Below are 26,311 nucleotides of genomic sequence, written 5' to 3'. Positions count from 1 at the left end.
CTATGAGCACAGAGAAACCAGTGATGATCACGCGGAAGATCCAGCTTCTCCTGCAGGCGGATAGTAAAGAAGAGTGGAAGGAGAAGTACCGTACCCTGCTGACCTGGCAACAGATGGTCACCAAGGCAGCCAACTGGATCGTTACCCATCATTATGTCCAGGACAGTCTGAAGGAGCTGTTGTACCTGGCGGATGGCATCAAAGTGAAGCTGGCCGATCAACAGAAGGACGAGGAAGGCATACTCACAACGTCCCGGATGAATACGACCTACCGGCTGTTGTCGGCGAAGTTCAAGGGGGAGATACCGATGTCCATCATCACTGCCCTGAACAGCCGTATCGTATCGGTCTTTGACAAGGAAAAAGCCGACTATCGGGAGGGGAAGAGATCGCTCCGCATTTACCGGCGGGATCAGCCCATTCCCATCGTCAGTAAGGACATTATCCATATCGAGCCCGTAGAGAAGGGGGAGTATCGCTTTTCGCTCTACGGGCTTCACTTCCACACCCATTTCGGCCGTGATACGTCGGGTAACCGGCAGCTTTTTGAAAAGGTTATCATGGGGGAAGGCCGGTTGCGGGACAGCTCAATACAGATAAAGCAACAGAAACTCTTTTTGCTGGCGGTGTTTGATCAGGACAAGGTGGCCGGACAACTGTCTCCTGAATCGCGGGTGGAAGCCTGGCTATCGATGGATGTCCCCATCATTGCGGCCAGCGGTGGGAAAGAGATCCGCATCGGCAGCAAGGAAGAATACCTCCACCGGCGGCTGGCTATCCAGGAGGCCATGCGCCGGACGCAGGCCGCGGTGCGATATAACAGCGGCGGCAGGGGCCGCACCCGGAAGCTCCAGGCCCTGGAACGGTTTCACGACCTGGAAAAGAACTATGTCCGCACCCGGCTGCACCAATATTCCGCCCGGCTGATCCACTTCTGTCTCGAAGAAGGGGCAGGGGTGCTGGTGTTGCGCCACCAGTCGGAAAAAGAGGCTACGGCCAGGGAAAGCAACTTCCTGCTCCGCAACTGGACCTATTACGGACTGAAAGAAAAGATCAGCTATAAGGCGGCCAAATACGGTATCACCGTCCTGGTCGAATAATACATTCTGCGGCTGGTTGCACAGCCATAAAGTGAGGGTATTACCACTCATTAAGCTTCAGGCAAGGTCGGTCAGAGCTCCCGGAAGCATGCAACGAGTGTGCAAAACTATAAAAGGATATGATCATTTTATTGGTGGACGGTAATATTCTTGCCGCAGATTTCATCAAAAAAGGTCTTTCTGAGAATGGTTTTCAGGTAGATATCGCCGGCGACGGACTGGCAGGGAAACGACTGTTCGAGACCGGCAACTACGACCTGGTGATGATGGACATCGCGCTGCCGCATATCGACGGCCTGGAGTTGTGCCGGCAGATGCGCCAGAAACGAAGCGATCTGCCCATCCTTATCGTCACGGGCCGGGGCAATACGCAGGATAAGGTGGCCGGGCTCGGGTCGGGCGCGGATGATTATCTGCTGAAGCCCTTTCATTTCGAGGAATTGCTGGCCCGCATCCATGCGCTCCTGCGCCGGAGGGCGCCGAATGCTGCCGGCAGGAGCTTTAAGGCGGCAGATCTGGAGGTGGATGCCTTTAAACGAACGGTGACCCGGGGCGGCAAGTCCCTTCAACTCACAGCTACCGAATTCTCTCTTTTGGTATTGCTCATCACGCACAAGAACAGAGTATTGTCCAAGGCCTTCATCTCGGCCTCCATCTGGGGTATCGACTTCGAAAGAAGGACCAACCTGGTATCCGTATACATCAATTATCTCCGCGGCAAGATCGATAAAGGGTTCGACGTTCCGTTGATACTAACGGTGATCAATGAGGGCTATATGTTAAAGGAGCCCTGAACACATGAGTAACTTCTAATGAGCAGGGTCTAATCTGTTTCAGCAACTTCTAACTGAATACTAATCCCGCTTTCATCTGCGCTTAAGTCCGGCCTAATGCCCGCCTTCTAGCTTTGTGGCAAAAAGGCTAATTATGAGAAAGACAATTGCGGGGCGACTGATCGCACTACTGATGAGCGCGTTGCCCGTACTGGCATCTGCCCAGGCGAGGACCTTCCAGGGTATCGTGAAAGACAGTGCCGGGGTGCAGCCGGTGGCCGGGGTCTCCGTCTCGGTAAAGGGGAAAGGCGCGGGTACGACCACCGGGTCTGATGGCAAGTGGATGCTTCGGGTCACGGAGCCGCATCCCGTCCTCGTTTTCTCCTTTGTCGGATACAAGCGTCAGGAGGTGCAACCGGCAGACAGCAGCACCTTTATCACAGTGAGGCTGGCCACCGATGTGGCTACACTTAATGCGATGGTGGTTACCGGCTATACCACGCAAAGCAAGGTGAAGACAGTGGGATCGCTGTCGACCATCCCGGGCACTACGTTGCAGAATGTCCCGGTTGCTTCCTTCGATGTCATGCTGCAAGGCAGGGTGCCTGGGCTTTATGTGGGCACACCCACCGGTCAACCCGGCGAATCGGGGCGGATCACGCTGCGGGGCATGGGCTCGATCAACGGCGATGTGCAACCTTTATATATATTGGATGGCGTACAGGTGTCCAACAGCAGCTTTTCGGGGCTCAACCCGGATGATTTCGAATCGGTGGTTGTGTTGAAGGATGCGGCCGGCACGGCGCAATATGGCAGCAGGGCGGCCAATGGCGTCATCGTGATCACGACCAAAAAGGGAAGGGCCTGGGCAGATGGCAAGACAAAGGTGGAGTTTAAGAGTTATCTCGGTGCGTCACGGGTCAACAGCTCGAAGTGGGATCAGATGAATACCGGCCAACGCCTGCAGTTTGAAGAGATGATCCAGGACCCTAACCTGCCAGGCTGGAAATATTCCCCCAATAACCCGGCGAGACCGGCAGGTAGCGACCAGCTGCTCGACAGCCTGCGCAAGATCAACACCGACTGGCGGAAATACCTGTTGCGTACGGGTCTGACCCAATCGGATGCGTTGAGCCTTTCGGGCGGGAATGCGAATACCAATTTTTATATTTCCATGGCCTATCTCAATCAGCAGGGTGTGGCCTTGAATTCGGGGATTGAAAGGTATAGTCTCCGGGGAAATGTCCAGCATACCAGCGGCCGGTTGAAGAGTACTCTGAGCATGGGGCTGGTGCAGTCGCAGATAAGCTATATCCAAAATGAAGGTGTGGCGCCTACGGCGGGTGGTGGTGCGGCTGCCGGGGGCGGCGGCATCTCGGCCAATAATCCCATCGCGGCCCTTTATTTTGCCCTGCCGTATGAAAAGCCCGATGTCAACAATACCGGTGTGGCCAATTTTGGTTCAGATGCACTGAATGAATACGCCAACTCCAGTCTGAAGGATATCCAGCTCAAATCGGTGGTCTCGCTGAACGAAGTGTTTCGGTTGACGGGCGAATGGCAACTGACGTCGACGACGGGTCTGGAATACCAGCAGGATAAGATTACCGACTATCTGGCTCCCAACTCCTATTTTGGGCAGCAGGTGGGCAACGGCAACCAGGGGATGTACCAGGACAGCCTGACGACGCGCTACCGGCTCGTGGCCAACGGTGGCGTTCGCTATCTGCACCCCTGGGAGGGGAATAACGAGATCGAGGTCAACCTTCTGGAGGAAGCCAACCGGCTCTACGGAACCTATTTCGGCTTCACCGGTTATGGCCTGGTCTCGCAGCTGGGCAACACTCCTTCGGCCATCACCCAGGGTACGCCGGCGAATAACTTTATCCCCAATGTCGCGGGGAGCACCATCGCCAATAACCTGCTGATCTCTTCGATCGCCCTGTTCCGTTATAGCATGGGGAGCAAGTATAGTGTAACCGCCAGCCTGCGGCGGGATGGTTCTTCGCAGGTGCCGGCGGCGAACCGGTATATCAATCTGTGGGCTGTCGGCGGCAAATGGAATATCCTGGCCGAACACTTTATGGATCGTGCCCCGGTGGTAAGCACGCTGCGGCTTCGCGGAAGCTATGGCCTGACGGCGAATGCCGGGGGCTTTGCCAGCGATTATGGTTATCGCTCGCTGTACGGGGTGACCAATTATGGCGGTGCGCCGGCTCTGGCGCCCCAGACGCCCGGCAATCCTGCTTATAACTGGGAATACAACCAGGCAGGGGATATCGGTCTCGAATACGGCGTGCTGCACAACCGCATCTATGGAGAGTTGGATATCTACAATCGCGTCACCAACCATCTTTTTGTCAATAAGAATCTTTCTCTTACCTCTGGCTGGTCGAATGTCGCCGCCAATTTAGGCCGCGTGCGCAACAGGGGCGTCGAATGGGAGCTGAATGCGGATGTTGTGAAACGAACCGGGCTGACCGTCACCGTGGGGCTCAATTTCGCTTATAATAAGAACACCGTCCTTTCCCTTGGCGGTGATCAGCAACAATTCATCGACAACATCTCCATCAACAGGGTGGGGGATCCCCTTGGGACCTTCTATGCCGTCCGTTGGGCCGGTGTCGATCCCGCTACGGGCGCCCCCCGCTACCTGGACAAGAACGGCAAGGTGACTACTACCTATAGCGCGGATAATGCCGTCCCGCTGAAGGCTGTCTGGGACCCGCCGTATAAGGGTGGAGTATCGCTTACCGTTGTCTGCGGGCGGTTCGAAGCTTCCGCGCTGTTTAGCTTTATCCACGGGATGTCCCGGCTCAGCTACCCCTATTTGTATAGTCATTCCGCCGACCCCAACTACCGGGTGTACAACCAGTCTGCGGATATGCTCAAGGTCTGGCAGCATCCGGGGGACATCACCGATTTCCAGGCGCCGGCCTATCCGCGGCAGGTCAACTCCAGCGACGTGCGCAGCTCGGATTATGTCAAGCTCCGCAACCTTTCACTAAACTATAACCTGCCGGTGAGTCCTGGTTTAGGCAAACATGTCCGTGCTATCCGGGTATTCGCGCAGGGGCAGAACTTGTTCTCGTGGATGAAGTGGAAAGGGTTCGATCCGGAAGATGCAAACGATATCGCGCAATATGAATACCCGATGCCCCGGACGGTGACTGCCGGACTGAATGTTTCCTTTTAAAATAAAATGATGAAAATGAAAATAGTTAAATTCCTTGGGCTATCGGCCCTGGTGTTTTCTTCCTGCTCCAAGCAATTGAATATTACGCCCACCGACCAGGTGGATGCCCATACGGTCTTTTCCAGTGTAGGTTCCCTGAACCAGGGGGTAGCGGGTGTCTATGCCAATTGGCGGGAAGAATACCTCATCCGCATCGGCTCGGTAGTGGCGGACGAATGCCGTATCGGGCTGCAAAATACGGGTGTCAGTCTTACCGATGCCGGCCAGAACCTGTTTCGCTGGGCCTTTACGGGGACGACTTCGGAGATAGCGGAACCCTGGGCCAACGGCTATCAAGTAATAAATGAAGTGAACCTGATCCTGGCGGGGATCGACGGCGTACCGGCGAAGTCGGCTGCCGACGCATTGGAGAAACAACAGCTCAAAGGGGAGTTGCTGGCTATCCGGGCCTTCCAGCATTTCGACCTTTACCGGGTGTATGCCTATTCCGGCGTCTATGATCCGACGGCCTATGCCGTGCCTTATGTAACGGGTACGAATATCTACGAAGAGCCTTCCCGGCCACAGGCGGGCGCTTTCTTCACCACGCTGAAGCAGGACATGGCCGCAGCCGAAGGTCTCATCGGCAACAGTGGCGCCCTCAACCGGATGGGGTTGACGGCTCTGTATGCGCTGGAAGCGAGAGTTGCCTTGTATACCAGTGACTGGCCTACGGCGATCGACCGGGCGGGGAAGGTGATTGCTGCTGTGCCGTTGGCACCGGCTACGAATTTTCCGGGGATCTGGACCGATAACAGTACTGCCGAAGTGATCTTCAAACTGAGCAGGACCAACCAGAGCGGGCTACGACCAGGCGATTGCTGGTACAATATCCCTTATGGCGTGTACCTGTTCGCTCCGTCCAGGACGCTGATGAGCCTATACGATACGACCAATGATATACGGTATCACAGTTATTTTGCGACGGATTCTTCTCTTGTGGCGACGGGGCAGTTGCCGGATATTATTTCCAAATATGCGGGCAGTTCGGGTGCGCAGAATCTAAACGACCTGAAAGTATTTCGTACCGGTGAACAATACCTGATCCTCGCGGAGGCCTATGCGCGGAGTGGTAATCTGGCGGCTGCTGCGGCCGACCTCAATACCCTGCGTGGGCAGCGTATCGCGGGGTACCAGCCGGTGAGCTTTGTGGGGGCCGCCGATCTGCTGGCCGCGGTGTTCGCAGAGAGATATAAAGAGTTATGCTATGAAGGCCACCGGCTGTACGACCTGAAGCGGGCAGGGATGAATGTGGTGCGGCAGCCAGTAGACTGGCCGCAGGGTGCTGCGGCCGGAAAGCTGACGCCTTCCAGCCTCTATTACTATATCCCTATCCCGCAGGCGGAGGTGCTGGCCAATCCGCATATTGCACCGAACAACCCCGGATGGTGAGATCAGGAGGCCGTCGGAACTACGGGACCCTCGTCGATGGGGCCCCGATGCAAGGTATCCACCTTGCGGTAGGCCCAGCCGAATATCAGCGGGAATACCAGCAGCGAAAAGACCATCGCGCAGAGGATACCACCGATGACTACCCGCGCCAGTGGGCGGCTGCTTTCCGAGCCGATGCCATGCGAGGTGGCTGCGGGGAGAAGCCCGATAGCTGCCATCAGCGCGGTCATCATCACCGGGCGGATACGGGAGATGACACCCAGCCGGATAGCGGTGTATAGCGTATGACTTTGGTTGTGCATGTGCTCGAGGTTATGCTTGAACACCGTAATGAGTAGTACCCCGTCCTGGATACAGATGCCGAACAGCGCGATAAAGCCGATGCCCGCCGAGATGCTGAAGTTGGTATTCGTCAGGATCAGGGCGGCTACGCCGCCTACTATGGCGAACGGTACGTTGAGGAATACCAGCGCGGCATCCTTCAGGTTGCCAAACATCACGAAGAGCAGGATGAAGATCAATAACAGGCTGATGGGAACCACCTGCTGCAGCCGTTTGGTGGCGCGCTGTTCGTTCTCGAAATCCCCCTGCCAGACCATCGAGTAGCCTCTCTTAAGCGTAACCACCTTGTTCACCTTGTCCTGGGCTTCGGCGATGGTGCTGCCCATATCCCGGCCGCGAACGGAGAACTTCAGCGCGGAATACCGTTCGTTGTCATCCCGGAAGATGAGGCAGGGACCGGTCTTCATGGTGATGTGGGCAATTTCCTTGATCGGAACCTTGGAGCCGCTTTGCGTTGGCACCATCAGGTTGCCGATATCATCGGCCGATACCCGGTATTGCTCCGGGAAACGAACGCGGATATCGAAGAGCCTGATCCCTTCATAAAGCGTTGAAGCTGCCTTTCCGCCGATGGCCATCTCGATGACGGCATTGGCATCCGCGGTAGCTACGCCGTAAAGCGCCATTTTTTGCTGATCGAGGTCGATATCCAACTCCGGCTGGCCAACATTTTTGATGATGCCAAGGTCTTCGATGCCGCGCACTCCTTTGAGAATATCGTATACCTGGGAGACCTTGCTTTCCATATAGTCGAGGGAATCGCCAAATACCTTTACACAGATGGAGCCTTTTACCCCGGATACCGCTTCTTCGATATTGTCCATGATCGGCTGCGAGAAGTTGAGGTCGACACCCGGGATCACGCTTAGCTTCCGGTTCATGGTGTCGATGAGCTCTTCCTTGGTCATTTTGGGGTTCCATTCATCCTGCGGGTAGAGGAGCACGTCGAACTCGTTGTTGTAGAATCCCGTTACGTCTGTCCCGTCATCCGGCCGGCCGGTCTGGGAAGCGATAACCTTTACCTGCGGGAACTCCATCATCATTTTGCGTACCTCCCGGGCAACCTCCACCGACTTGTCCAGGGAAGCGCTGTAGGGAAGCTGGGCGCGCAGCCAGATGGCGCCCTCATCCAGTTGCGGCAGGAATTCCGTACCCAGCAGGGTGAAGGAATAGAACCCGATGCCGATGATCAAAAAGGAGCCGATAACGGTTGTTTTCCTATGTTTCCAATGGAATATAAACCCCCTGACCATCATCCCGGTGAGGAAATGGGTAAAGGGATTGTGTTTCTCATGTACGTTCTTGCGCAGCAGCATATTGATCAGCACCGGGACGAGCGTCAGGGTGGTGATAAGGGCGCCGAGCAAGGCAAAGCCCAGGGTATAGGCCAGAGGAGAGAACATCTTGCCTTCTACTTTCTGGAAGGCGAAGATGGGTATCAGGGCAGTGATGATGATCAGTTTGGCGAAGAAGATGGCCTTGCCGAGCTGTGCACCGTTCTTTTTGATCAGGCCCATCTTGGCCATTTTATTGAATCGCTCCATTCCCAAGTCGCGCGCCTGGTGGTCGAGGACCACGAAGAGCCCTTCCACCATGACCACGGCGCCGTCGATGATGATGCCGAAGTCTACGGCCCCCAGGGAGAGCAGGTTGGCGCTCATCCCCATGAGGTGCAGACAGATAAAGGCGAACAGCAGGGACAAGGGGATGATGATCGACACGATGAGGGTCGTCCGCCAATTGAACATGAACAGGGAGACCAGTATGGTCACCAGCAGGATGCCTTCCACCATGTTGTGGAGTACGGTATGGGTGGCATAATGGATGAGGTCTTCCCGGTCGTAGTAGGGAACGATCCTGGTATCCTGCGGCAACACCATGGAGTTGAGCTTATCGATCTTCTTTTTCACCGCCTGCACCACCTGGGAGGGGTTTTCGCCCTTGCGCATTACGACGATAGCTTCCACGACATCATCCTGGTCGACGATGGTCCGGTGTCCGGCGGAGTCGGTGACGGGGTCGGCCCTGCCAACGCGACCCAGGCGGGGGACATTGGATATCTGCACGTCGGCCACGTCCTTTACCAGCAGCGGTACGCCATTGTTATTCTGGATGATGATGTTCTTTATCTCATTGATGTCGTTGAGCAGGCCGATGCCTCTTACCACATAGGCCTGGTTGTTGCGGACGATGAAATCGCCGCCGATGTTGATATTGCTTTTCTGGATGGCGGAATAGACGTCCAGCGGGGTGATGCCCAGGTTGGTGAGTTTTCCCGGGTCTACCTGGATCTCATAGGTCTTTACCCTTCCCCCGAAGCTGACGATGTCGGCCACCCCGGGTACGGAGCGGAGTTGGCGGTCGATGACCCAGTCCTGCATGGTCTTCAGTTCGCGTTCGTCACGGATATCGCTTTGGAGGGTATAACGGAAGATCTCACCGGTGGGGCCGGTGGGTGGCTGCACCTGTGGCTGGATATTTTCCGGCAGCGTGACATTGGCTAATAAGGCGTTCACTTGCATCCGGGCGTCCTTGTCGACGACACCGTCCTCGAAAATGAGCTTGACGAAGGACAGACCGAAAATACTGGTCGAGCGCAGGCTTATCTTCTGCTGCACGGGGTTCATGGCGATCTCTATGGGGATCGTAACGAACTTCTCTATCTCTTCCGCGCTGCGGCCCGGCCATTGGGTGATGATGCTGATCTCCGTATTGGTGACATCGGGGAAGGCCTCGATGGGCATGTTGCGGAAGGTGATGATACCCGATATCAACAGCAGGCCGGTACAAAAGAATATGAAATACCTGTTCTTTAGCGAAAAGGCGATTATATTTTTGAGAAATTTATTCATAATTAGTTCTTAGCTGTTGAGGGCATCGTAAATAAGCAGTGCCTGAGATGAGATGACCTTGTCGCCTTCGTTCACTCCGGAGGCGATGAGTGTCTTGTCGCCTACGGCATTGATCACCTGTATTGGGGTGATCTTCACATCCGACTTGCTGTGGAATATCAGGACGTAATACTGGCTGTGATCGAAGATCACGGCGCCGGAAGGTACGCTTAGACATTGCCGGTTCTCCTTATCATTCACGGTGATGCTGGCGTACATTTCCGGCTTCAGGGCATAATTTTCGTTTGGCAGTACGACCCGTACCTTCATGACCTTGCTGCTGGGGTCGAGCACGTTCATGATCTTATCCACCTTTCCTTTGAAGACCTTGCCGGGGTAGGCGAGGGTGGTGACATCGACATTCTCACCGAGGCGGATATGGCTGATATTGGACTCATAGACATTGGCCTGGATCCAGACATCCTTGAGGTCGGAGATGGTGAAGATGCTGGTGCTGTTGTCCCCGCGGATGGTCATGTTGTTGGTAGCCCCTTTCTGGACGATGAAGCCGCTGATCGGCGCCCTTACCACGAATTCCCCCTGGGAGTTGCCACCATTGATCTTTAGCACCCGGTGGACGCGGTCGAGCTCGGCCTGCGCCTGTTGTACTGCGACTTCCGCGTTGAGAGAATCCGGCATGGAAGCCAGGCCGCCATGGTACATATCGATCGTTTTGCGCAGGTTGGTCTGGGCGATGCGCAAATTGGTCTCCGCATTCAACAGGTCGCTGCTGTACTGCGCCATTTCCTGGCTCCTTACGGTTGCCAGCACCTGGCCTGCCGTCACATAGTCTCCCAGGACGACCTTGATATCCTGTACAATACCGCTGACCAGGGAATACACCGGGACGACACGGTCGTCATTGGTGCCCACTTTTCCGGTGAGCGTAATGGCATTCACCAATTGGGAGACGCTCACGGTATCGATGGTCAGGCTCTTCATGATGGTGTCGGGGATGATATACTTGTCTTTATCGCCGGCAGGCTTTTTTGCCTGGGTCTCGCAGGAGGAAAAGAAAAGTACGGCAGCCGCAGAAAGCAGAATGAGAAAGGGGCCGCCGGATTTGAAGGGCTTTTGCATAGTGTCTAATTAAAAAAGTTAGTTCCGGTGTAATAGTTGATATCTTCGAAAGCGCTGACCCGGTTGAACTGGATCGTGTTCAATTGAAGCGTGTTCATTTTAAAGGAATCGTAAAAATCCAGGAATTCGAGGATAGTGATATTGCGTTTCTGGTAGTTGAGGACTACTTCATGCAGGAGGCGGCTGAAATCCTGGAAGAATTTCGGGTCGATGGTCTGGTAAAGCCGCTGCTCGTTAAAGGCTTTCCGCAGGGCATTGGACACATTCTCTTCCACGGTAGCCTGGGTGCTCCGCTGGAGGGCCTGCGTATTGGCTATCTGGGCCTTGGCTGACTTGATATTACCCTGGTTGCGGTTGAAGAAAGGCAGGTCCATGGAGGCGCCGATGTAATAATAATACGGAAGATAGCTGCCTCTTTCATCGAATCCCAGATCGAGTGTGAGGTCGGGCACTGCCAGGGCTTTCTGGTATTTGTAGTTCAACTGATTGATGGCTGTGTTGGTCTTTGCGATCTGCAGGTCGGTGCGGTTGTTATAGGCCGAATCCACGAGGGTGGTGAGCGGATACTGGCCGGGGTCCAGTTTGCTGAGTGCAGAAGAATCGACCATGGGCTCGATGAAAAAATTGGGCTTCATCTGCAGGACGAGCCGCAATTCACTTTCTGTGCTGTTGATCTGGTTGATCAAGTCGTTATATTCGCTCTGGAAGCTATACAGCTGGGCCTTTATCCGAATGACCTCCTTTTCGGCGATATATCCTTTTCCTTCCTGTTGCATGAAGGCCTTTACGATCTGGTCGAGCGCCCTGATCTCTTCGTCATAGACCGCGGCGGACTGCCGGAGATAATGGATCTGAAAGAAATCCGTGCGTAAGGTATATTTCAACGTGCGGAGAAGATCGAAGAACTGGTATTCTGTGAGGTGAGCATTCTCCTGTGCGAGTTTGATCTGTTTGTTGCGCTTTCCTGCCAGCAGGATGAGCTGGGAGAGGTTGCCGGACGTTTCGTCTTCATCGCCGTGGGTTGGGAACCATTTGTGCAGCGTCCCGGAATAGAGGACATGTGCAAGGCTGAGGTTGGGATTAGGCCAGAGCCGGGCCTGTATGACCAGGGCGCGGCTGGCATCGATATTATACCGCTGGGCCAGCAATTGAAGGTTGCTGTCCAGGAACATCTTCTCGGCCTGGGGCAGAGAAAGTTGCATCGTGTCCAACTGCGGTGGCTGAGCCAGGGAAACCAAACTACAGAAGAAAAAACAAAAGCCAATCAGGAGCCACTTTCTTTGCATAGGTTTGAATGATTATGTTTAGAGTGTGCAAAACTATTGATTTTTAACGTTAATCGGGGGTTAACTCTTCCTTCTTACATTAAATTCTGTTTTTTCTTAATATAAGGGAAAATGGCCGATCAGGCCTGTGGCGTATTGAAGCGAAAACCCACTCCATGGATGGTTTCCAGGTTCACCTGCGGGTCGGCCTTAAAATATTTCCGCAGTTTGGTGATGAACACGTCCATGCTGCGCCCCAGGAAATAGTCGTCCTTGCCCCAGACGTTGAGGAGCACTTCTTCTCTTTTCAGGATGCGGTTGGAGTGTTCGCAAAGGAATTTGAGGAGATCGGCTTCCTTTTGGGTGAGATTGAAGACCTCTTGTCCGATGGTGAGCTTGAGATCGGTGTAGGAGAAATTGAGCTGACCGATGGTAAAGTTGACCGTCCGCTCGGAGTGCATCTTGCGGGTTCTGCGCAGAAAGACCTCCATCCGCATCAGCAGCTCCTGCATGCTAAAGGGTTTTGTGATATAATCGTCCGCACCGCTTTGAAAGCCCTTAAGCTTGTCTTCTTCCATCGACCGGGCGGTGAGGAAAAGGATGGGTACCATGTCGCTTTGCTGCCGGATCTTTTTGGCAACCGCGAATCCATCTTTGTTGGGCATCATGACATCGAGCAGGCAGATGCCGAATTCGTTCTTGTCGAACTTTTCGATGGCCGCCTGGCCGTCGGGGCAAAGCACTACCTCATAACCGGCATCAATCAAATTATCCTTGATGACATATCCAAGGGAAAGGTCGTCCTCAGCCAATAACACTTTTACTTTTGACGCTTGTTGCATAGATAAATCTTAGTTAAGGGGTATGAATAATCTGAATTCCGTACCGATGCCCGGCAGGCTGTTGACCCTGATCTTGCCTTTATGAGCGTCGATGATCCGTTTGACAAAGTTGAGCCCCAGTCCAAATCCTTTTACATTGTGGATATCCCCGGTGGGTACCCGGTAGAATTTTTTGAAGATGTTCTTCAGGTATTGTTTTTCGATTCCGACCCCGTTGTCTTTTACGGAAATGAAGAAGTCATCCTCCTCGCGCCCCGTTTCGACCACGATGTGGGGGTCGTTCGAATATTTCAGCGCGTTCTCCAGGAGGTTGACCACGGCCAGTTCGAGATGGGCTTTGTCTGCCTGTACCCTTGCATGGCCGTTTACCGCTGCCTCTTTCACCTCGATCTTTGCCTTTTTCTGTTCGATGAGCGGTTGTACTTTTCCAAGGGCCTGTTCTATCAGCAGGTGGGGGTCGATATCTTCCTTACGGATGGGCAGGTTGTTGCTTTCGGTGGAGGCGGCCCGCAGCAGGCGTTCTACCTGGCCCTGCAGGTGATCGGTCTGGTTATGAATGATGGCGGCATAGCGTTCGAGCCGGTCGGGCTGCTGGACGATCGACTCCTGAGACAGCACATCGGAGGCTATTTTCATGACGGCCAGCGGGGTCTTGAACTCATGGGTAAAATTATTCACAAAGTCCTTTTGGATCTCCGACAGAAACTTCTGGCGATAGAAATAGAAAAGGCTTGCCGCCAGGCCGATGAGGGCGAGGAAGAGTATTACCGTACTGACGATCCAGAAATCCATCTGCCCCAACACATATTCCTGGCGGTGAGGGAAATACAGCAGGATGTGGTCAGTCTTTCTGGCGTTGTCGAAGACGGGCAGCTCTTTCATAGCCGGTTTGGCGGTTGCATAACGGGAGGCAGGGGCGGAGATGTATTCTTCGTAGATGAATTTCTTATCTGCGGCGCTGTAGGCTCCCAGCTTACAGTCCGTCAGCACCCCAAAGTCTGCGAATTCGTCCTGGATATAGAAGACCAGCGAATCTTTGGGGGGGATGGTATCCGCTTTGAAAGAGAAGTAGTTGTTGTCCGGGGCATCGATGAGGTCGTTGAGCCGGGTGCCTGGCTGGTCGTTCATTTCCAGGTCTTCGAAAAGCCCGCGGATGCTCTTTACCACATTGAGATTGAACTGTCGTTGTTCGAAAGAATAGACCTTTTTCAACCAGTACAGCTGGACGGTCACCACTATGGCTGCGAGCAGGGTGGCGGAGAGGACGATCCATTTTAGGGTTGAAGAACGCATGGATGCAAATTTGGTAAGCTTTGGGCTTTTCATACCAGGAAAATGGTTAAGTACTGGTTAAGGGTCAACACTAAATATCCCCTATCTTTATAATATACGAAATTTCCAATTTATCACCAGAAAACACCCGGATTATGAAAAAGATCTTTCTGATTGTCAATCTGTTGCTTGTTTTTGCCGGATTAAGTTTTGCCCAGACGAAGCCTGCCAAGACCAAGGACAAGGATGCGAAGGCCAAGACCACAGCCACCACTTCCAACAAGGCTGCGACTACCACTACTCCGCCCAAGACGGCAACTACCACGGCCGGACCTACGAAGAAAGATGGTACGCCCGACATGCGGTACAAGGCCAACAAGGATGCGGCGAAAACTCCGCCCCAGCATCTGAAGAAGGATGGTACCCCGGACATGCGTTATAAGGAGAACAAGGATGCGGCTGCCAAGCAGAAGAAGACGAATTAGGCATTTTTTTTGCTAAATATGATGGGGCTAAAAACGCCCCCCTATTTAAAATCAACAACATGAAAAAATTCTTACTGGCTGCATTGGTATTCATCGGTATGACAAGTTTTGCCATGGCGCAGGATCATAATCATAAGGATCACCGGCCTGTTCATCACCATCACGTAGTGCATCATCATCACACGGTGCATCATTCATCGCATCGACCCGTGCATCACGATAATCGACCCGCAACATCACGACGATCGGCCTGACCAGCACCATTAAACAAGAAACCCGGAGCAAGAAACTCCGGGTTTTTTATTTGTTGCCAGGCCTGACGGCCTGCTTATGCTGTTACTTTATTCGATTTGGCTGCGGGCTTTACGGCCTCTTGCGCCTGGCCGAGCGGGCGGCGCTTTGCAAAGTCTACCAGGAACGGCGCCGCTACGAAGATGGATGAGTACGTACCGGTGATGACCCCGATGAGCATCGCAAAAGCAAAGCCGCGGGTTACCTCGCCGCCTACCAGGAAGAGGATGAGGATGGTGAGGAACACCGTCAGAGAGGTCATGATCGTACGGCTCAGCGTATCGTTCACCGCCTTGTTGATGATCTCGCCGTTGGAGGCACCCTTCATCAGCTTACTGTCTTCCCGGATACGGTCGAATACGATGACCGTGTCGTTCATCGAGTAACCGATGACGGTGAGCACCGCTGCGATGAAGTGCTGGTCGATCTCCAGCGTGAAGGGTACTGCGTCTTTCAGGAAGGAGAATACCGCCAGGGTGACGAAGACGTCGTGCAGCAGCGCGATGATCGTACCCAGTGAATAGCGCCAGTCGCGGAATCGGATGAAGATATACAGGAAGATGACGACGAGGGCGAAGATGGTGGCTTTCACCGCACCCGACTTCAGTTCTTCGGAGATGCTCGGTTCTACCTTCACGTTGCCTTGCAGGTATTTCGTGGTGATGAACTCCGAATATGTGACGCCATCGGGCAGGAAGGGCTTCAGGCCCTGGAAGGTAGTGGCGAGTACGGTGGAGTCCGCTATGGGGCCGAGCTCCTTGACCTTATAGTCGGTGGTGATGTCCAGCTGTTCCTGGCTACCGTAAGTCTTGATCTCCGGCTCGGTACCCGTGAGCGTTTTTTTCAAGGCAGCCCGCACGTCTTCCTGGTTGATGGGTTTGTGGAAGTTGACGATATAGCTGCGGCCACCCGAGAATTCGACGCCTTCCTTGAACCCGTGGAAGAAGGAGCTGACACCCAGGATGAGCACGACGACGGAAATGCCGTACGCCACTCGCCGGTATTCGATGAACTTGAAAGCCTTATGTGTGAAGATGCGGCGCGAGATCGCACTGAAATAATTGAAGTGCCGGTTCTTGTTGGTATAGAAGTCGGTGATCAGCCGGGATACCAGGATACCGCAGAACAGGGACAACAGGATACCGAGAATCTGTGTGGTGGCGAAGCCGAGCACGGGACCGAGGCCGAAGTAGAACAGGATCAGCGCCGTCAGCAGGGTAGTGACGTGGGCGTCGAGCACGGGGGCCAGCGATCGCCGGTAACCGTCTTTCACCGCCACGGGATAGCTCTTGCCTCGAGTCAGTTCTTCTTTTATACGTTCGAAAATAATAACGTTGGTGTCGACGGCCATCCCCACTGTGAGAACCAGGCCGGCGATGCCGGGAGCCGTCAGGGTTGCGTGCAGGGCGCTAAGGACGCCGATGGTAAAGAGCAGGTTGAGGATCAACGCGCAGTTGGCCACCCAGCCTCCGGTGTTGTAATACACCAGCATCAGCATGAAGATGACGAGGAAGGAGATGCCGAAGGCCATCATACCGCCATGGACGGCTGCCTTACCCAGGGTTGGACCGACCACGGTCTCGGATACGATCCGGGCGGGGGCATCCAGCTTACCCGACTTGAGGATGTTGGCCAGGTCCTGTGCTTCGGTGATGCTTTGTTGATTGGAGCCGCGGCCGCGGCCCATGGTGATCTGTGAATTGCCACCGGTGATAGGCTCGCTTACGTTGGGAGCCGAATAAACGATGTTATCCAGGACGATGGCGATGGGTTTGCCGACGTTCTTGGTAGTCATATCGGCCCAGGCTTTGGAGGCCTGTTTGTTCATGCTCATCTCGACAACCACTTCTCCGGTGGTGGGATTAAAGTCCTGGTTGGCATTTTCGATGATGGACCCCTCGATCTTTGCCTTCTCGGTTCCGGGCACCGTCCTTATCGCGTAGAGATCGAAGACATCGAGCGGCTTTCCGTCCTCGTCTGTCATTTGTTTGCCCCAGAGGAATTTCAGGTCTTGCGGGAAGTTGTTCTTGACGATGGGGTTGGAAAGATAGCTGTTGACAAGCCCGGTGTCGCGTAGCCGTACTACACCCAATTCAGCAGAATAATGGGGCTGACCGGTCTTCGGGTCCTGTTGTGGTTGGATGAATTGGATGGCGTGGAGCAGCGGATTGGCATTTACCGCGGTGGTACTGGTATCTTTTTTCGCGGAATCGGTCTTGGCCGTGGTATCGACCTTTACTCCATTAAGATAGTTCTGCAGGGCCTTATCGGCACTCTGGATGGACTGCGCCACTTCGCCAAGGTTGTACACTTCCCAGAATTGCAGGTTGGCGCTTGATTGCAGGTATTTGCGAACGCGTTCGGGGTCGGTGGCGCCAGCCAGCTCGACAGTGATGATGCCTTTTGCATCATCCAGATTGATATTGGGCGATGCGACCCCGAACTGGTTGATACGGTTTTCGAGGATCAGGTAGGTCTGCTTCATGGCAGCGGTAGCCTGGTCGTGCAGGTAGCTGATGACGGAGGCGTCGGAAGCATCGAAGGTTAACTTATTGCGGCCGCTGTTGGAGAAGAGGGGAGCCAATTTGCCGCTGGGGTTTATCTCTTTATATGACTCGGCAAAGAGGTCGATGAGGTTGCCGCTTCTGGTCTGTTTCTTTTGAGTAGCGAGGTTCAGCGCCTGGAGCATCTGGGCGTCGTGGGAGTTATTGGCCAGACCCTTGATGAGGCCGTCCAGTGCAACGTCCATGGTGACGCTGATACCGCCCTGCAGATCGAGGCCGAGCAGGAGCTCGCTTTCTTTTGCTTTTTGATACGTTGTTCCCCAGGGGGTGATCTTCGTGTCCTTCGAACTATCCAACAATTTCTTCCGCCGGGCGTTAAAGGCCTGGTCGAGAGTATCCTGGTAGGACGCCTGCACTTCCTTATTACCGGGATATTTTTGAGCAGCCGACTGCGGATACAGCCGCGCTACCTGTGTTTTCGCTTTTGCCTCCATCGCCGACTCATGACTGTTGACGAAATAAGTGAAGGAAAGCTGGTATACTGAGATGACGATCAATAAAGCAGCAAAAATACTTACCAGTGCTCTCATTGGAAGTTTCGTTTGATATTTTAAGAGCGGCAAATATAGGTTTTTTCAGACCTTCTCCCGCTTTTTTCGTACCTTCGCCGCCCAAAATGACCAATTTTTGTTTACTATGCAATTATCATCCCTTCTTTCCCGCTTTGCAGAGCCGGAAACCTTGAAAATGGCCAAGCTTGGCCGAGAACTGAGAGCAAAGGGCGTCGATGTCATCGATCTGAGCCTTGGTGAACCCGATTTCGATACTCCCGAACATATCAAGGAAGCCGCTAAGAAGGCCATCGATGATAACTGGAGCCATTACACCCCCGTGGCCGGCTATGCGGACCTCCGGGAAGCCGTCTGCGTCAAGTTCAAGAGAGATAATAACTTAGAATACAAGCCGGAGAATATCGTTGTCAGCACGGGCGCGAAGCAAAGTCTGGCCAATGTTATTCTGGCATTGGTAGATGAGGGCGACGAGGTGATCATCCCCACGCCGTATTGGGTCACTTACTCCGAGCTGGTGAAGATAGCCCGTGGAAAGGTAGTCGAGGTGCACACCACTACCGAAGCCGGATTCAAGCTTACACCTGCACAATTAGAAAAGGCCATTACGCCGAAGACAAAAGCCTTCCTTTTCTCTTCTCCCTGTAACCCTTCCGGAGCCGTGTACACCAAGGCTGAACTGGAAGCGCTGGCGGTAGTTTTCCGCAAGCATCCCGGCATCGTCATCCTCTCCGACGAGATCTACGAATACATCAATTTCACCGGTAAGCATGAAAGTATCGCGCAGTTTAGCGACCTGAAGGACCGGGTAGTGATCATCAACGGGCTGAGCAAGGGTTTCGCCATGACAGGATGGCGCCTGGGTTATATCGCTGCCAACCCCGAGATCGCCAAGGCCTGTGAGAAATTGCAGGGACAGTTCACCAGCGGAACTAACAGTATCGCCCAGAAGTCGGCAGTGGTGGCCCTGACAGCCGATCTGACACCTTCTTTCGACATGGTAAAGGAATTCACTGCCCGGCGCGAGCGCACGCTCCAACTCGTAAAAGCCATTCCCGGACTCAAATGTTTTGAACCGCAGGGAGCCTTTTATATCTTCCCGGATGTATCTTATTACTATGGTAAATCCGATGGCACCACTAAGATCACCAATTCCGCCGATTTCAGCATGTATCTGCTCAATACGGCGCATGTCTCTTCAGTGATGGGGGATGCGTTTGGTGAGCCGGCCTGCGTACGGTTCTCTTTTGCCAACAGCATGGGGAATATCGAGAAGGCATGGGCGAGGATCAAGGATGCGCTGGCGAGGCTAAAGTAAGGAGCCGTTGGTGAAGAGATAATACTTGAGGAATGACAGCTTCCTGCTCATCATTGCGGATGACGGCGTCACAAAGCCGCATCTTTATATCTTCATCTATCTGATTGCGCATACGCTGCAATACCGCTTCACGGGTGGAATGATCCCGCCCGAGGATGCGATGGAGTCGCAGCGACAGAGGCGCATATACTCCAATGATAAAATCAAGCTGTCCGGCGGCGCGGGTTTCGAAGATGATGGCTGCTTCGCGGATGGCATAAGGATAGCGTCCTGTCATTTCCTGCATCCATCTTGCACCATCGCGGATAGTAGCCGGGTGCACGAGACTATTGAGCAGTTCGAGTTTTGGGGGATCATTAAAGACCTGCCCGGCCACCCATTTCCGGTTTAGCTTTCCCTCCGCGTAGGCTTCGACGCCAAAATGGCGGCTGATGGCTTCTTTTAGCTCGGGGTCTTCGTTCATCAGCCGTCGGGCTTCTGTGTCGGCGTAGGAGACGGGGACTCCCAGGGTTTCAAATATTGCGGCTACTGTCGTTTTTCCAGAACCGATGCCGCCTGTCAATCCGACTCGTAACATATTTGCAAAAATCGGTCTTTGGTAAAAAATAAGCCCGATTTTCGCAAACATCTAATGTCTGCCCTTCGGGCGAGCCGCTTCCAGCGGCTCTTGGTGCAAAAATCGGTCTTTTGTAAAAAGAAGCCCGGCGTAGCCGGGCTTATGGATTATTTGGCGGTAGTGGCTGTGGCCGCTTTATTCAGATTGTTTGTCCATTCCATGGAGATGGCGCTTTTTTCAATCTTCAGGTAACTGCCGGGGCTTGTTTCCATCATGATGGTACCATCGTCGTTTATTTTATTCACCGTCCCATGGATGCCGGCGATGGTCACGATCTTGTCGCCCTTCTGCATATCTTCCTGGAATTTCTTGGCGATCTTGGCTTTTTTCGCCTGGGGGCGGATCATGAAGAGCCAGAACACGAGGATCATACCACCCAGCAGGATCAATTGCAAAGAACCTCCACCGCCAGGAGAAGCCTGCAACAGCACGAATAATAAATGCGTCATTGTTTTTATTGTTTGAATTGTGTTTTACGAAGTTTTTTTCTGCTTACGAGGCCTTTTTCTGGACTTCCACCACGAATTGCAGGGAGTAGCTCTGGCTGCCCTTCGTGTTGGCGGTGACCAATAGGGTTTTGTGATTGACTCCTGTCCGCCCTTCACTGTTAAAGGAAGCCTTTATCTGGCCTTCAGCGCCCGGTGCGATGGGTTCACGGGGTTGTTCGGCGATGGTACATCCACAACTGGGTTGTACCCGACCTATGACCAGCGGTGAGCTTCCCGTATTCCGGAAGCGGAAGGACACATCCAGCTTTTGCCCTTCGGGTATTTTACCATAGTCCTTGGCGGAGTCGAGCCATTCGATCGTGGTAAAATGGGTGGTGTCGGCCATTGCGAGGGTGTTGGCGGTGCCGGAGCTAAGGGCGGGGGTTTTCTGGTCTCCGCCCGAACAGGCGGCGAACATAGCGACAAGGAGACAGCCGGTTATCAGATTACGCATGAAGAACAGATTTTTTTTGCAAACCTACTAATTCGCCTTGAAATTGGTCTTATGCATCTTATCCTCCTTCACCAGCTCCTTATGGATATTGTCCAGGATGCCATTGACAAACTGTCCGCTTTGAGGGGTGCTGTATTCCTTGGCAAGGTCGATGTATTCATTGATCGTCACCTTTGGCGGGATGGTCTCGAAGTAAAGGAACTCCACTACCCCCATCTGCATGAGGATCATGTCGAGGGTGGCGATACGTTCGGGGTCCCAGTTCTTGAGCCGGGGCCGGATCATTCCCATCACCACTTCCTTCTTGTCGATCACCGTCTGGAGCAGCAGCCGGGCGAATTCGTTCTTTTCCTTGCTGACAATCTCCTGCAGATCGAGCGAACCCGGCTTTGCGAGATAGCTCATCACCAATTGGCTGATCATTTCTCCGTCGTCGTCCCAGTTGGTGAACAGCTCTTCGATGTGCGAGGTGAATGCCTCATTGGCGAGCATCATTTCGGAGAAGATGAATTCCAGCACCTCCTTCTCGGACTTTTTATCCCGGCCTTCGATGGCGGTGTACTGTTGGTATTCGGGCGTCGCCGCCAGTTCGAGATAAAGCCGGCGGATGAGATCTTTATTATCCTGCAGCTGGGGTTTGTCCGTCTCAACCGCTTTCTTCCAGGAGGGGTCTTCCAGGATCTTCCAGAGGGTTTCGTTGCCGGCTAATTTTATGTTCACATGGAGGTCTTCTTTGCTGGGCAGGTGTTTGGAGGCCCGTAGCCGGGAATCCGTCTCCGCATAGCGGGCGATTTCCGTGATAAAATAGATGAGATAGGATAACAATTGCCTCGATTGGTCGAAATGTTTCTGCAGGATTCTGAGGGGATCGACCGATCTACCGGGCTGTTTTTGAACTTCCTCGCCCGCGGCCTGTTCCTGCGCTTCCAGGGTATAAAGGGTCTGCATCACCTTTACCCGGATATTTCTTCTACTGATCATTTATAAATTAAGAGCTTATGAAGCTGCAAATATAGGAAAAACCCTGACAAACGGTCTGACAAACAGATCGCGGCCTGACTGAAAAATTGGCATAGATTCCTGTTTTGGTATGAAATTCGTTTACCTTTGCCAGCCTGCCATATCCGGCAGGAAGATTCATCAAAACAAATAAATCAAATACAACTATGGGCAAAAAGTTAAGCGTTACCCCCTTGGCTGACCGGGTAATTGTGAAGCCAGCTCCCGCTGAAGAAAAAACTGCCGGCGGTATCATTATCCCTGATACGGCAAAAGAAAAGCCGCAACGTGGTACGGTAGTAGCCGCTGGTCCTGGAAAGAAGGACGAGCCGGTAACGGTAAAGGTTGGAGATACGGTATTATATGGTAAATATGCCGGTACCGAGATCCAGATCGAAGGTGATGATTTCCTGATCATGAGGGAATCTGACATTTTAGCAATCGTTTAAAAGATAATAGCTTAACTGAAATAATTATGGCAAAACAACTTTTCTTCGATATCGAAGCCCGCAATAGAATGAAAAAGGGTGTCGATACCCTGGCCAACGCCGTAAAGGTGACACTCGGCCCCAAAGGACGTAACGTAGTATTGGAAAAGAAATTCGGCGCTCCCGCTATCACCAAGGACGGTGTAACCGTTGCCAAGGAGATCGAGCTGGAAGACCCCATCGAGAATATGGGCGCCCAGATGGTAAAAGAAGTAGCTTCCAAGACGGCCGACATTGCCGGTGACGGAACTACGACGGCCACCGTTCTGGCCCAGTCCATCATCGGTGAAGGGCTGAAGAACGTAGCTGCCGGCGCCAACCCCATGGACCTGAAACGTGGTATCGACAAGGCCGTTGAAAAGGTGGTCGCAAGTTTGAGTGAACAGTCGAAAACCATCGGTAACGACAAGAACAAGATCGAGCAGGTGGCTTCCGTCTCCGCCAACAACGATACGACTATCGGAAAGCTCATCGCGGAGGCTTTCGGCAAAGTGGGCAAGGAAGGCGTCATCACTGTAGAAGAAGCAAAGGGCACCGACACTACGGTTGAAGTAGTTGAAGGTATGCAATTCGATCGTGGCTATCTCTCCGCTTATTTCGTTACCAACAGCGAAAAGATGGAAGCCGAACTGCAGAACCCGTATATTCTGATCTACGACAAGAAGATCTCCGCTATGAAGGATATCCTGCATATCCTGGAGAAGGTTGCGCAGAGCGGCCGTCCGCTGATGATCATCGCCGAAGATCTCGAAGGTGAGGCACTGGCTACATTGGTCGTCAACAAGCTGCGTGGCACCATCAAAGTTGCTGCTGTAAAGGCTCCCGGCTTTGGCGATCGCCGCAAGGAAATGCTCCAGGACATCGCTATTCTCACTAAGGGGATCGTGATCAGCGAAGAGCAGGGTTACAAACTCGAGGGTGCTGACCTCAGCTACCTCGGTACGGCAGCTTCCATCACCATCGACAAGGACAATACAACCATCGTCGGCGGAAAGGGTAAGAAGGATGATATCAATGCCCGCGTCAACCAGATCAAGGCCCAGATCGAAACCACGACCTCCGATTACGATAAGGAAAAATTACAGGAGCGTCTCGCCAAGCTCTCCGGCGGCGTAGCCGTTCTCTATGTAGGTGCTGCCACGGAAGTGGAAATGAAGGAGAAGAAAGACCGCGTCGACGACGCCCTGCATGCAACCCGCGCTGCCGTTGAAGAAGGCATCGTACCGGGCGGTGGCATCGCGTACATCCGCGCTATCGAGGCCATCGAAAAGCTGAAAGGCGCCAACGAAGACGAGACCACCGGTGTCGCCATCGTAAAACGCGCGCTCGAAGAGCCCCTGCGCCAGATCGTTGCTAACAGCGGCCTCGAAGGCAGCATCATCGTTCAGAAGGTGAAGGAAGGCCAGGCCGATTACGGGTTCAACGCCCGTACGGAAAAATACGAGAACCTATTCAAGGCCGGTGTTATCGACCCCACTAAGGTTAGCCGTATCGCGCTTGAAAATGCCGCTTCCATCGCCGGTATGTTGCTGACCACCGAGTGTGTCATCGCCGACAAGCCCAAGAAGGAAGAAGCACATGCTCATCCGGGTGGTGCTCCTGGCATGGGTGGAATGGATTACTAAGAGTCTTAGTCTCAATATTGAAGCCCCGCGAAATCCGCGGGGCTTTTTCTTTACGTATATATTACTGTGAGGCTCCTACTGGCCATAATACTGTTGTTGATCGCACCCCATACCACGAGACCGAAGGTGGCATCCTATCTTGCACTGGGGGACTCCTATACTATCGGGGAAGCGGTAGACTCCAACGACAGGTACCCTGTACAGGCTCTGCATCTGATTGCCGATGCAAGACCGGAGATCATCGCTACCACGGGTTGGACGACGGGTAACCTGCTCGATGCGTTGGCTGCAGCCAGACCCGCCGGCGACTACCAGGCTGTCTCCCTGCTCATCGGGGTCAACAACCAATACCAGGGCCGCAGCCAGGCCGAATACCGGGAACAATTCATCGCTTTGCTGAAGGCGGCCATCGGGCTTGCGGGCAACCGGCCCAGTCATGTACTCGTGCTGTCCATTCCTGATTATTCCGTCACTCCTTTTGCGCGTAAGGGTAATACGGCGCGTATTGCCGCGCAGATAGATTCCTTCAATGCCATCAATAGCGGCATCGCCGCGATGTACAAGGTGAATTATCTCGACGTGACGACGGAAAGTCGTAAGGCCGGCGCCGACCCCAGTCTTATCGCCGCCGACGGATTGCATTTTTCGGGGAAGGAATATGCCATCTGGGCCCGGTTAATGGAGCCCTGGCTGTCTACCACTTTAGCCCAACGGTGAACAACACCATCCCACCTGTTTCTTTCAATGTCGCTGCATAGTTGTCCTTATCGGCCAGATAGTAGGGGACGTTGATGTCGCGGCTGAAACGCGCAACATAGGTGAGGTCGAGAAAGAGCATTTTCTTGCGATAGCCCAGCCCGGTGCTCAGGAAGAGCCGGTCGGCTGAAATTCCACGTCCGGAATAAGGGCTGGAATAGTAAGCTCCGCCTGCCCGGACCATCCAGGTGTCGAACTTCATCTCGCCGCCCAGCCGGGCACTGAAAGTGCCCTTATACGATTCTTTGATGGCCTGGTTGACGGCGTCATAATAGCTGTTGTCACCCGGGTTGCCGTTCTGGTCGGTGGGGGCCGTAAAGTGAGCCGTGCCGGTGGTGATATACTCGAGGTCGGCGGTGATGAATCCCTTTTGCTTTTTTACGTCGGCTTCCCCGCTACCAATGATGTAAGAGCCGCTGACGAGGAAATGCCAGGGGGTATACATATCGTACTGGATGGAATTGGGTGGAGGGGAGACGCCCGTGAGCCGGTCGAGGGAGTCCGAACTGATGGACACCTGGGGCAGGCTGGTATAGTTTTCCGTGCGGGTGATCATGGATGCGCTGATCCTGTCGGTAAGTCCGTAGATGCTGGGGCTATGGATGGCCAGTCCCAGCCGCAGGGGTGTAGAAGGGGCGTAGATGACACCCAGCTTCAGATTGAAGCCAAACCCGCTGGTAGTATACTTTTCCCGATAGACAAAGGAGGCAAAATCATTGTTGGTGTTGCCCGTGGCGTCTGTTTCCGTGTAGGTCTGATAGCGGGTGTAATCCAGGATGGGGATGCCCAGGCTGCCACCTATGTACCATTTGTCGTGGCGGCTGGAGGCGAGTGAGAGATCGATCTCTGTAATGCCGCCCTTGGACAGCAGATCGTTCTGCTGCACCAGTTTTCCCGCCTTATTCGGCTGAGCGATCACCTGCAGGGTACCGTTGATGGTGGCCGTATCTATCAGGGATGTATAGAGGGCCATGCGGGTGCCATAGCTGAGGGAAGAGCTGGCGATGCCGCCGTTGATATCGAGCCCTGATGCTGCAAACTCTTCCACGTACTGTTCGGCAAAGCTGCTGTAGGTGTTGATGCCCTGGTAGGAAACATGACTGTTGAAGTCGGCCATGCGGTTGACGGTGATGGCAAAGGCGTTGTTGACGCCCGGGTTCATGCCTTCATAGGCAAAGACGATTCCGCTTGCCCCCATGTTGAAGCGGTTGGCGACGGGACCCGTATTGTTCTGTCCCAGGTAGCTTCCTTTATCCGTGAGAAAACGCCAGCCAGGGCTGAGAACGAATTCGTTTGTCTTATACAGGCCCAGCCCGGCGGGGTTGACGGTGGCCGCGGTGATGTCGCCGCCGAGGGAGCCCATGGCCCCGCCGATAGCCTGCTGGCGGGCAGTGCCGCCGGGTACCGTCCAGGCGGAACGCAGGGCATCTTCCGGCAATTGGGCCTTCACTTGTGAGCATAGAAATAGACCTATGATAAACAAGTGTTTATACATATGAGTGGTGTTGGGTTAGCGCAGTAATGTT

General features: G+C 53.7%; 21 protein-coding genes. 9 read left to right on the top strand and 12 right to left on the bottom strand.

The features are described 5' to 3' along the window. Window positions 1-2: 2 nt before the first annotated feature. The 4 genes from IEY39_RS04660 to IEY39_RS04645 all read left to right on the top strand — a co-directional run bounded on the left by IEY39_RS04660 (window position 3) and on the right by IEY39_RS04645 (window position 6,500). Window positions 3-1,100 (top strand): hypothetical protein, encoded by a 1,098-nt coding sequence (locus IEY39_RS04660; protein ID WP_188928998.1) that lies wholly within the window; start codon window positions 3-5, stop codon window positions 1,098-1,100. Window positions 1,101-1,219: 119 nt separating this feature from the next. Next, window positions 1,220-1,894 carry a response regulator transcription factor gene (locus IEY39_RS04655; RefSeq protein WP_188928996.1) on the top strand — a complete coding sequence of 225 codons (675 nt, stop codon included), beginning with the start codon at window positions 1,220-1,222 and terminating at the stop codon, window positions 1,892-1,894. A gap of 133 nt (window positions 1,895-2,027) precedes the next feature. Next, complete coding sequence (locus tag IEY39_RS04650) at window positions 2,028-5,069, top strand: SusC/RagA family TonB-linked outer membrane protein (RefSeq protein WP_188928995.1); 3,042 nt, start codon at window positions 2,028-2,030, stop codon at window positions 5,067-5,069. A gap of 15 nt (window positions 5,070-5,084) precedes the next feature. Next, window positions 5,085-6,500, top strand: a complete 1,416-nt coding sequence (locus IEY39_RS04645) for a RagB/SusD family nutrient uptake outer membrane protein (protein WP_188928994.1) — start codon at window positions 5,085-5,087, stop codon at window positions 6,498-6,500. 2 nt (window positions 6,501-6,502) lie between these two features. Here the strand turns inward: IEY39_RS04645 and IEY39_RS04640 are convergent, their stop codons facing one another. The 5 genes from IEY39_RS04640 to IEY39_RS04620 all read right to left on the bottom strand — a co-directional run bounded on the left by IEY39_RS04640 (window position 6,503) and on the right by IEY39_RS04620 (window position 14,213). Further along, the gene (locus IEY39_RS04640) at window positions 6,503-9,694 is read right to left on the bottom strand and encodes an efflux RND transporter permease subunit (protein WP_188928993.1); all 3,192 of its coding nucleotides are present in this window, start codon (window positions 9,692-9,694) and stop codon (window positions 6,503-6,505) included. Between the two features lie 9 nt (window positions 9,695-9,703). Then, the gene (locus IEY39_RS04635) at window positions 9,704-10,813 is read right to left on the bottom strand and encodes an efflux RND transporter periplasmic adaptor subunit (protein WP_188928991.1); all 1,110 of its coding nucleotides are present in this window, start codon (window positions 10,811-10,813) and stop codon (window positions 9,704-9,706) included. Window positions 10,814-10,818: 5 nt separating this feature from the next. Beyond that, window positions 10,819-12,099, bottom strand: a complete 1,281-nt coding sequence (locus tag IEY39_RS04630; protein ID WP_188928989.1) for a TolC family protein — start codon at window positions 12,097-12,099, stop codon at window positions 10,819-10,821. Between the two features lie 119 nt (window positions 12,100-12,218). Beyond that, window positions 12,219-12,920 carry a response regulator transcription factor gene (locus IEY39_RS04625; RefSeq protein ID WP_188928987.1) on the bottom strand — a complete coding sequence of 234 codons (702 nt, stop codon included), beginning with the start codon at window positions 12,918-12,920 and terminating at the stop codon, window positions 12,219-12,221. A gap of 9 nt (window positions 12,921-12,929) precedes the next feature. Beyond that, window positions 12,930-14,213: a sensor histidine kinase gene (locus IEY39_RS04620; protein ID WP_188928985.1), complete on the bottom strand. Its 1,284-nt coding sequence runs from the start codon at window positions 14,211-14,213 to the stop codon at window positions 12,930-12,932. 134 nt (window positions 14,214-14,347) lie between these two features. On the opposite strand from IEY39_RS04620, the gene IEY39_RS04615 reads away from it, so the two are divergent. After that, window positions 14,348-14,677 carry a hypothetical protein gene (locus IEY39_RS04615; RefSeq protein WP_188928984.1) on the top strand — a complete coding sequence of 110 codons (330 nt, stop codon included), beginning with the start codon at window positions 14,348-14,350 and terminating at the stop codon, window positions 14,675-14,677. Between the two features lie 90 nt (window positions 14,678-14,767). Here the strand turns inward: IEY39_RS04615 and IEY39_RS04610 are convergent, their stop codons facing one another. Together IEY39_RS04610 and secDF are read right to left on the bottom strand one after the other, a co-directional pair. Further along, window positions 14,768-14,962 (bottom strand): hypothetical protein, encoded by a 195-nt coding sequence (locus tag IEY39_RS04610; RefSeq protein WP_188928982.1) that lies wholly within the window; start codon window positions 14,960-14,962, stop codon window positions 14,768-14,770. Window positions 14,963-15,005: 43 nt separating this feature from the next. Then, window positions 15,006-18,062, bottom strand: a complete 3,057-nt coding sequence (gene secDF / locus IEY39_RS04605) for a protein translocase subunit SecDF (RefSeq protein ID WP_188928980.1) — start codon at window positions 18,060-18,062, stop codon at window positions 15,006-15,008. Window positions 18,063-18,168: 106 nt separating this feature from the next. Here secDF and IEY39_RS04600 point away from each other — a divergent pair, with 106 nt between their 5' ends. Beyond that, window positions 18,169-19,359, top strand: coding sequence for a pyridoxal phosphate-dependent aminotransferase (locus IEY39_RS04600; protein ID WP_188928978.1), 1,191 nt, complete (start codon window positions 18,169-18,171; stop codon window positions 19,357-19,359). Here the strand turns inward: IEY39_RS04600 and coaE are convergent. The 4 genes from coaE to nusB all read right to left on the bottom strand — a co-directional run bounded on the left by coaE (window position 19,331) and on the right by nusB (window position 21,898). Then, entirely contained in the window at window positions 19,331-19,936 is a 606-nt protein-coding gene (coaE, locus tag IEY39_RS04595) for a dephospho-CoA kinase (protein ID WP_188928976.1), read from the bottom strand. The genes IEY39_RS04600 and coaE overlap by 29 nt on opposite strands. Window positions 19,937-20,082: 146 nt before the next feature. Further along, entirely contained in the window at window positions 20,083-20,424 is a 342-nt protein-coding gene (yajC, locus tag IEY39_RS04590; protein ID WP_188928974.1) for a preprotein translocase subunit YajC, read from the bottom strand. Window positions 20,425-20,467: 43 nt separating this feature from the next. Further along, window positions 20,468-20,917 (bottom strand): DUF1573 domain-containing protein, encoded by a 450-nt coding sequence (locus IEY39_RS04585; protein ID WP_188928972.1) that lies wholly within the window; start codon window positions 20,915-20,917, stop codon window positions 20,468-20,470. Window positions 20,918-20,944: 27 nt separating this feature from the next. Next, window positions 20,945-21,898, bottom strand: coding sequence for a transcription antitermination factor NusB (gene nusB, locus IEY39_RS04580; RefSeq protein WP_188928970.1), 954 nt, complete (start codon window positions 21,896-21,898; stop codon window positions 20,945-20,947). A 185-nt stretch (window positions 21,899-22,083) separates the two neighbouring features. Between nusB and IEY39_RS04575 the strand changes: the two genes are divergently transcribed. The 3 genes from IEY39_RS04575 (at window position 22,084) to IEY39_RS04565 (ending at window position 24,746) form a co-directional block, all read left to right on the top strand. Then, complete coding sequence (locus IEY39_RS04575; protein WP_188928968.1) at window positions 22,084-22,365, top strand: co-chaperone GroES; 282 nt, start codon at window positions 22,084-22,086, stop codon at window positions 22,363-22,365. 26 nt (window positions 22,366-22,391) lie between these two features. After that, window positions 22,392-24,029 (top strand): chaperonin GroEL, encoded by a 1,638-nt coding sequence (groL, locus tag IEY39_RS04570; protein ID WP_188928965.1) that lies wholly within the window; start codon window positions 22,392-22,394, stop codon window positions 24,027-24,029. A 66-nt stretch (window positions 24,030-24,095) separates the two neighbouring features. After that, window positions 24,096-24,746, top strand: coding sequence for an SGNH/GDSL hydrolase family protein (locus IEY39_RS04565; RefSeq protein ID WP_229688769.1), 651 nt, complete (start codon window positions 24,096-24,098; stop codon window positions 24,744-24,746). Here IEY39_RS04565 and IEY39_RS04560 read toward each other — a convergent pair. Further along, on the bottom strand, window positions 24,724-26,280 hold the full coding sequence (locus IEY39_RS04560) for a hypothetical protein (RefSeq protein WP_188928964.1): 1,557 nt from the start codon (window positions 26,278-26,280) through the stop codon (window positions 24,724-24,726). The genes IEY39_RS04565 and IEY39_RS04560 overlap by 23 nt on opposite strands. Window positions 26,281-26,311 lie beyond the last annotated feature (31 nt).

Origin of the sequence: Puia dinghuensis (assembly GCF_014642875.1) — a bacterium.
In the GTDB taxonomy this organism is placed as follows: Bacteria; Bacteroidota; Bacteroidia; order Chitinophagales; family Chitinophagaceae; genus Puia; species Puia dinghuensis.
Note: the sequence above shows the minus strand (reverse complement) of the source record. Positions and strands in the feature narration are given on the sequence as shown.

What these genes read in the sequence shown, in the direction of transcription:
- IEY39_RS04660 (WP_188928998.1), top strand. Translation starts at nt 3, where the DNA reads ATGAGCACAGAGAAACCAGTGATGATCACGCGGAAGATCCAGCTTCTC.
- IEY39_RS04655 (WP_188928996.1), top strand. Translation starts at nt 1,220, where the DNA reads ATGATCATTTTATTGGTGGACGGTAATATTCTTGCCGCAGATTTCATC.
- IEY39_RS04650 (WP_188928995.1), top strand. Translation starts at nt 2,028, where the DNA reads ATGAGAAAGACAATTGCGGGGCGACTGATCGCACTACTGATGAGCGCG.
- IEY39_RS04645 (WP_188928994.1), top strand. Translation starts at nt 5,085, where the DNA reads ATGAAAATAGTTAAATTCCTTGGGCTATCGGCCCTGGTGTTTTCTTCC.
- IEY39_RS04640 (WP_188928993.1), bottom strand. Translation starts at nt 9,694, where the DNA reads ATGAATAAATTTCTCAAAAATATAATCGCCTTTTCGCTAAAGAACAGG.
- IEY39_RS04635 (WP_188928991.1), bottom strand. Translation starts at nt 10,813, where the DNA reads ATGCAAAAGCCCTTCAAATCCGGCGGCCCCTTTCTCATTCTGCTTTCT.
- IEY39_RS04630 (WP_188928989.1), bottom strand. Translation starts at nt 12,099, where the DNA reads ATGCAAAGAAAGTGGCTCCTGATTGGCTTTTGTTTTTTCTTCTGTAGT.
- IEY39_RS04625 (WP_188928987.1), bottom strand. Translation starts at nt 12,920, where the DNA reads ATGCAACAAGCGTCAAAAGTAAAAGTGTTATTGGCTGAGGACGACCTT.
- IEY39_RS04620 (WP_188928985.1), bottom strand. Translation starts at nt 14,213, where the DNA reads ATGCGTTCTTCAACCCTAAAATGGATCGTCCTCTCCGCCACCCTGCTC.
- IEY39_RS04615 (WP_188928984.1), top strand. Translation starts at nt 14,348, where the DNA reads ATGAAAAAGATCTTTCTGATTGTCAATCTGTTGCTTGTTTTTGCCGGA.
- secDF (WP_188928980.1), bottom strand. Translation starts at nt 18,062, where the DNA reads ATGAGAGCACTGGTAAGTATTTTTGCTGCTTTATTGATCGTCATCTCA.
- IEY39_RS04600 (WP_188928978.1), top strand. Translation starts at nt 18,169, where the DNA reads ATGCAATTATCATCCCTTCTTTCCCGCTTTGCAGAGCCGGAAACCTTG.
- coaE (WP_188928976.1), bottom strand. Translation starts at nt 19,936, where the DNA reads ATGTTACGAGTCGGATTGACAGGCGGCATCGGTTCTGGAAAAACGACA.
- yajC (WP_188928974.1), bottom strand. Translation starts at nt 20,424, where the DNA reads ATGACGCATTTATTATTCGTGCTGTTGCAGGCTTCTCCTGGCGGTGGA.
- IEY39_RS04585 (WP_188928972.1), bottom strand. Translation starts at nt 20,917, where the DNA reads ATGCGTAATCTGATAACCGGCTGTCTCCTTGTCGCTATGTTCGCCGCC.
- nusB (WP_188928970.1), bottom strand. Translation starts at nt 21,898, where the DNA reads ATGATCAGTAGAAGAAATATCCGGGTAAAGGTGATGCAGACCCTTTAT.
- IEY39_RS04575 (WP_188928968.1), top strand. Translation starts at nt 22,084, where the DNA reads ATGGGCAAAAAGTTAAGCGTTACCCCCTTGGCTGACCGGGTAATTGTG.
- groL (WP_188928965.1), top strand. Translation starts at nt 22,392, where the DNA reads ATGGCAAAACAACTTTTCTTCGATATCGAAGCCCGCAATAGAATGAAA.
- IEY39_RS04560 (WP_188928964.1), bottom strand. Translation starts at nt 26,280, where the DNA reads ATGTATAAACACTTGTTTATCATAGGTCTATTTCTATGCTCACAAGTG.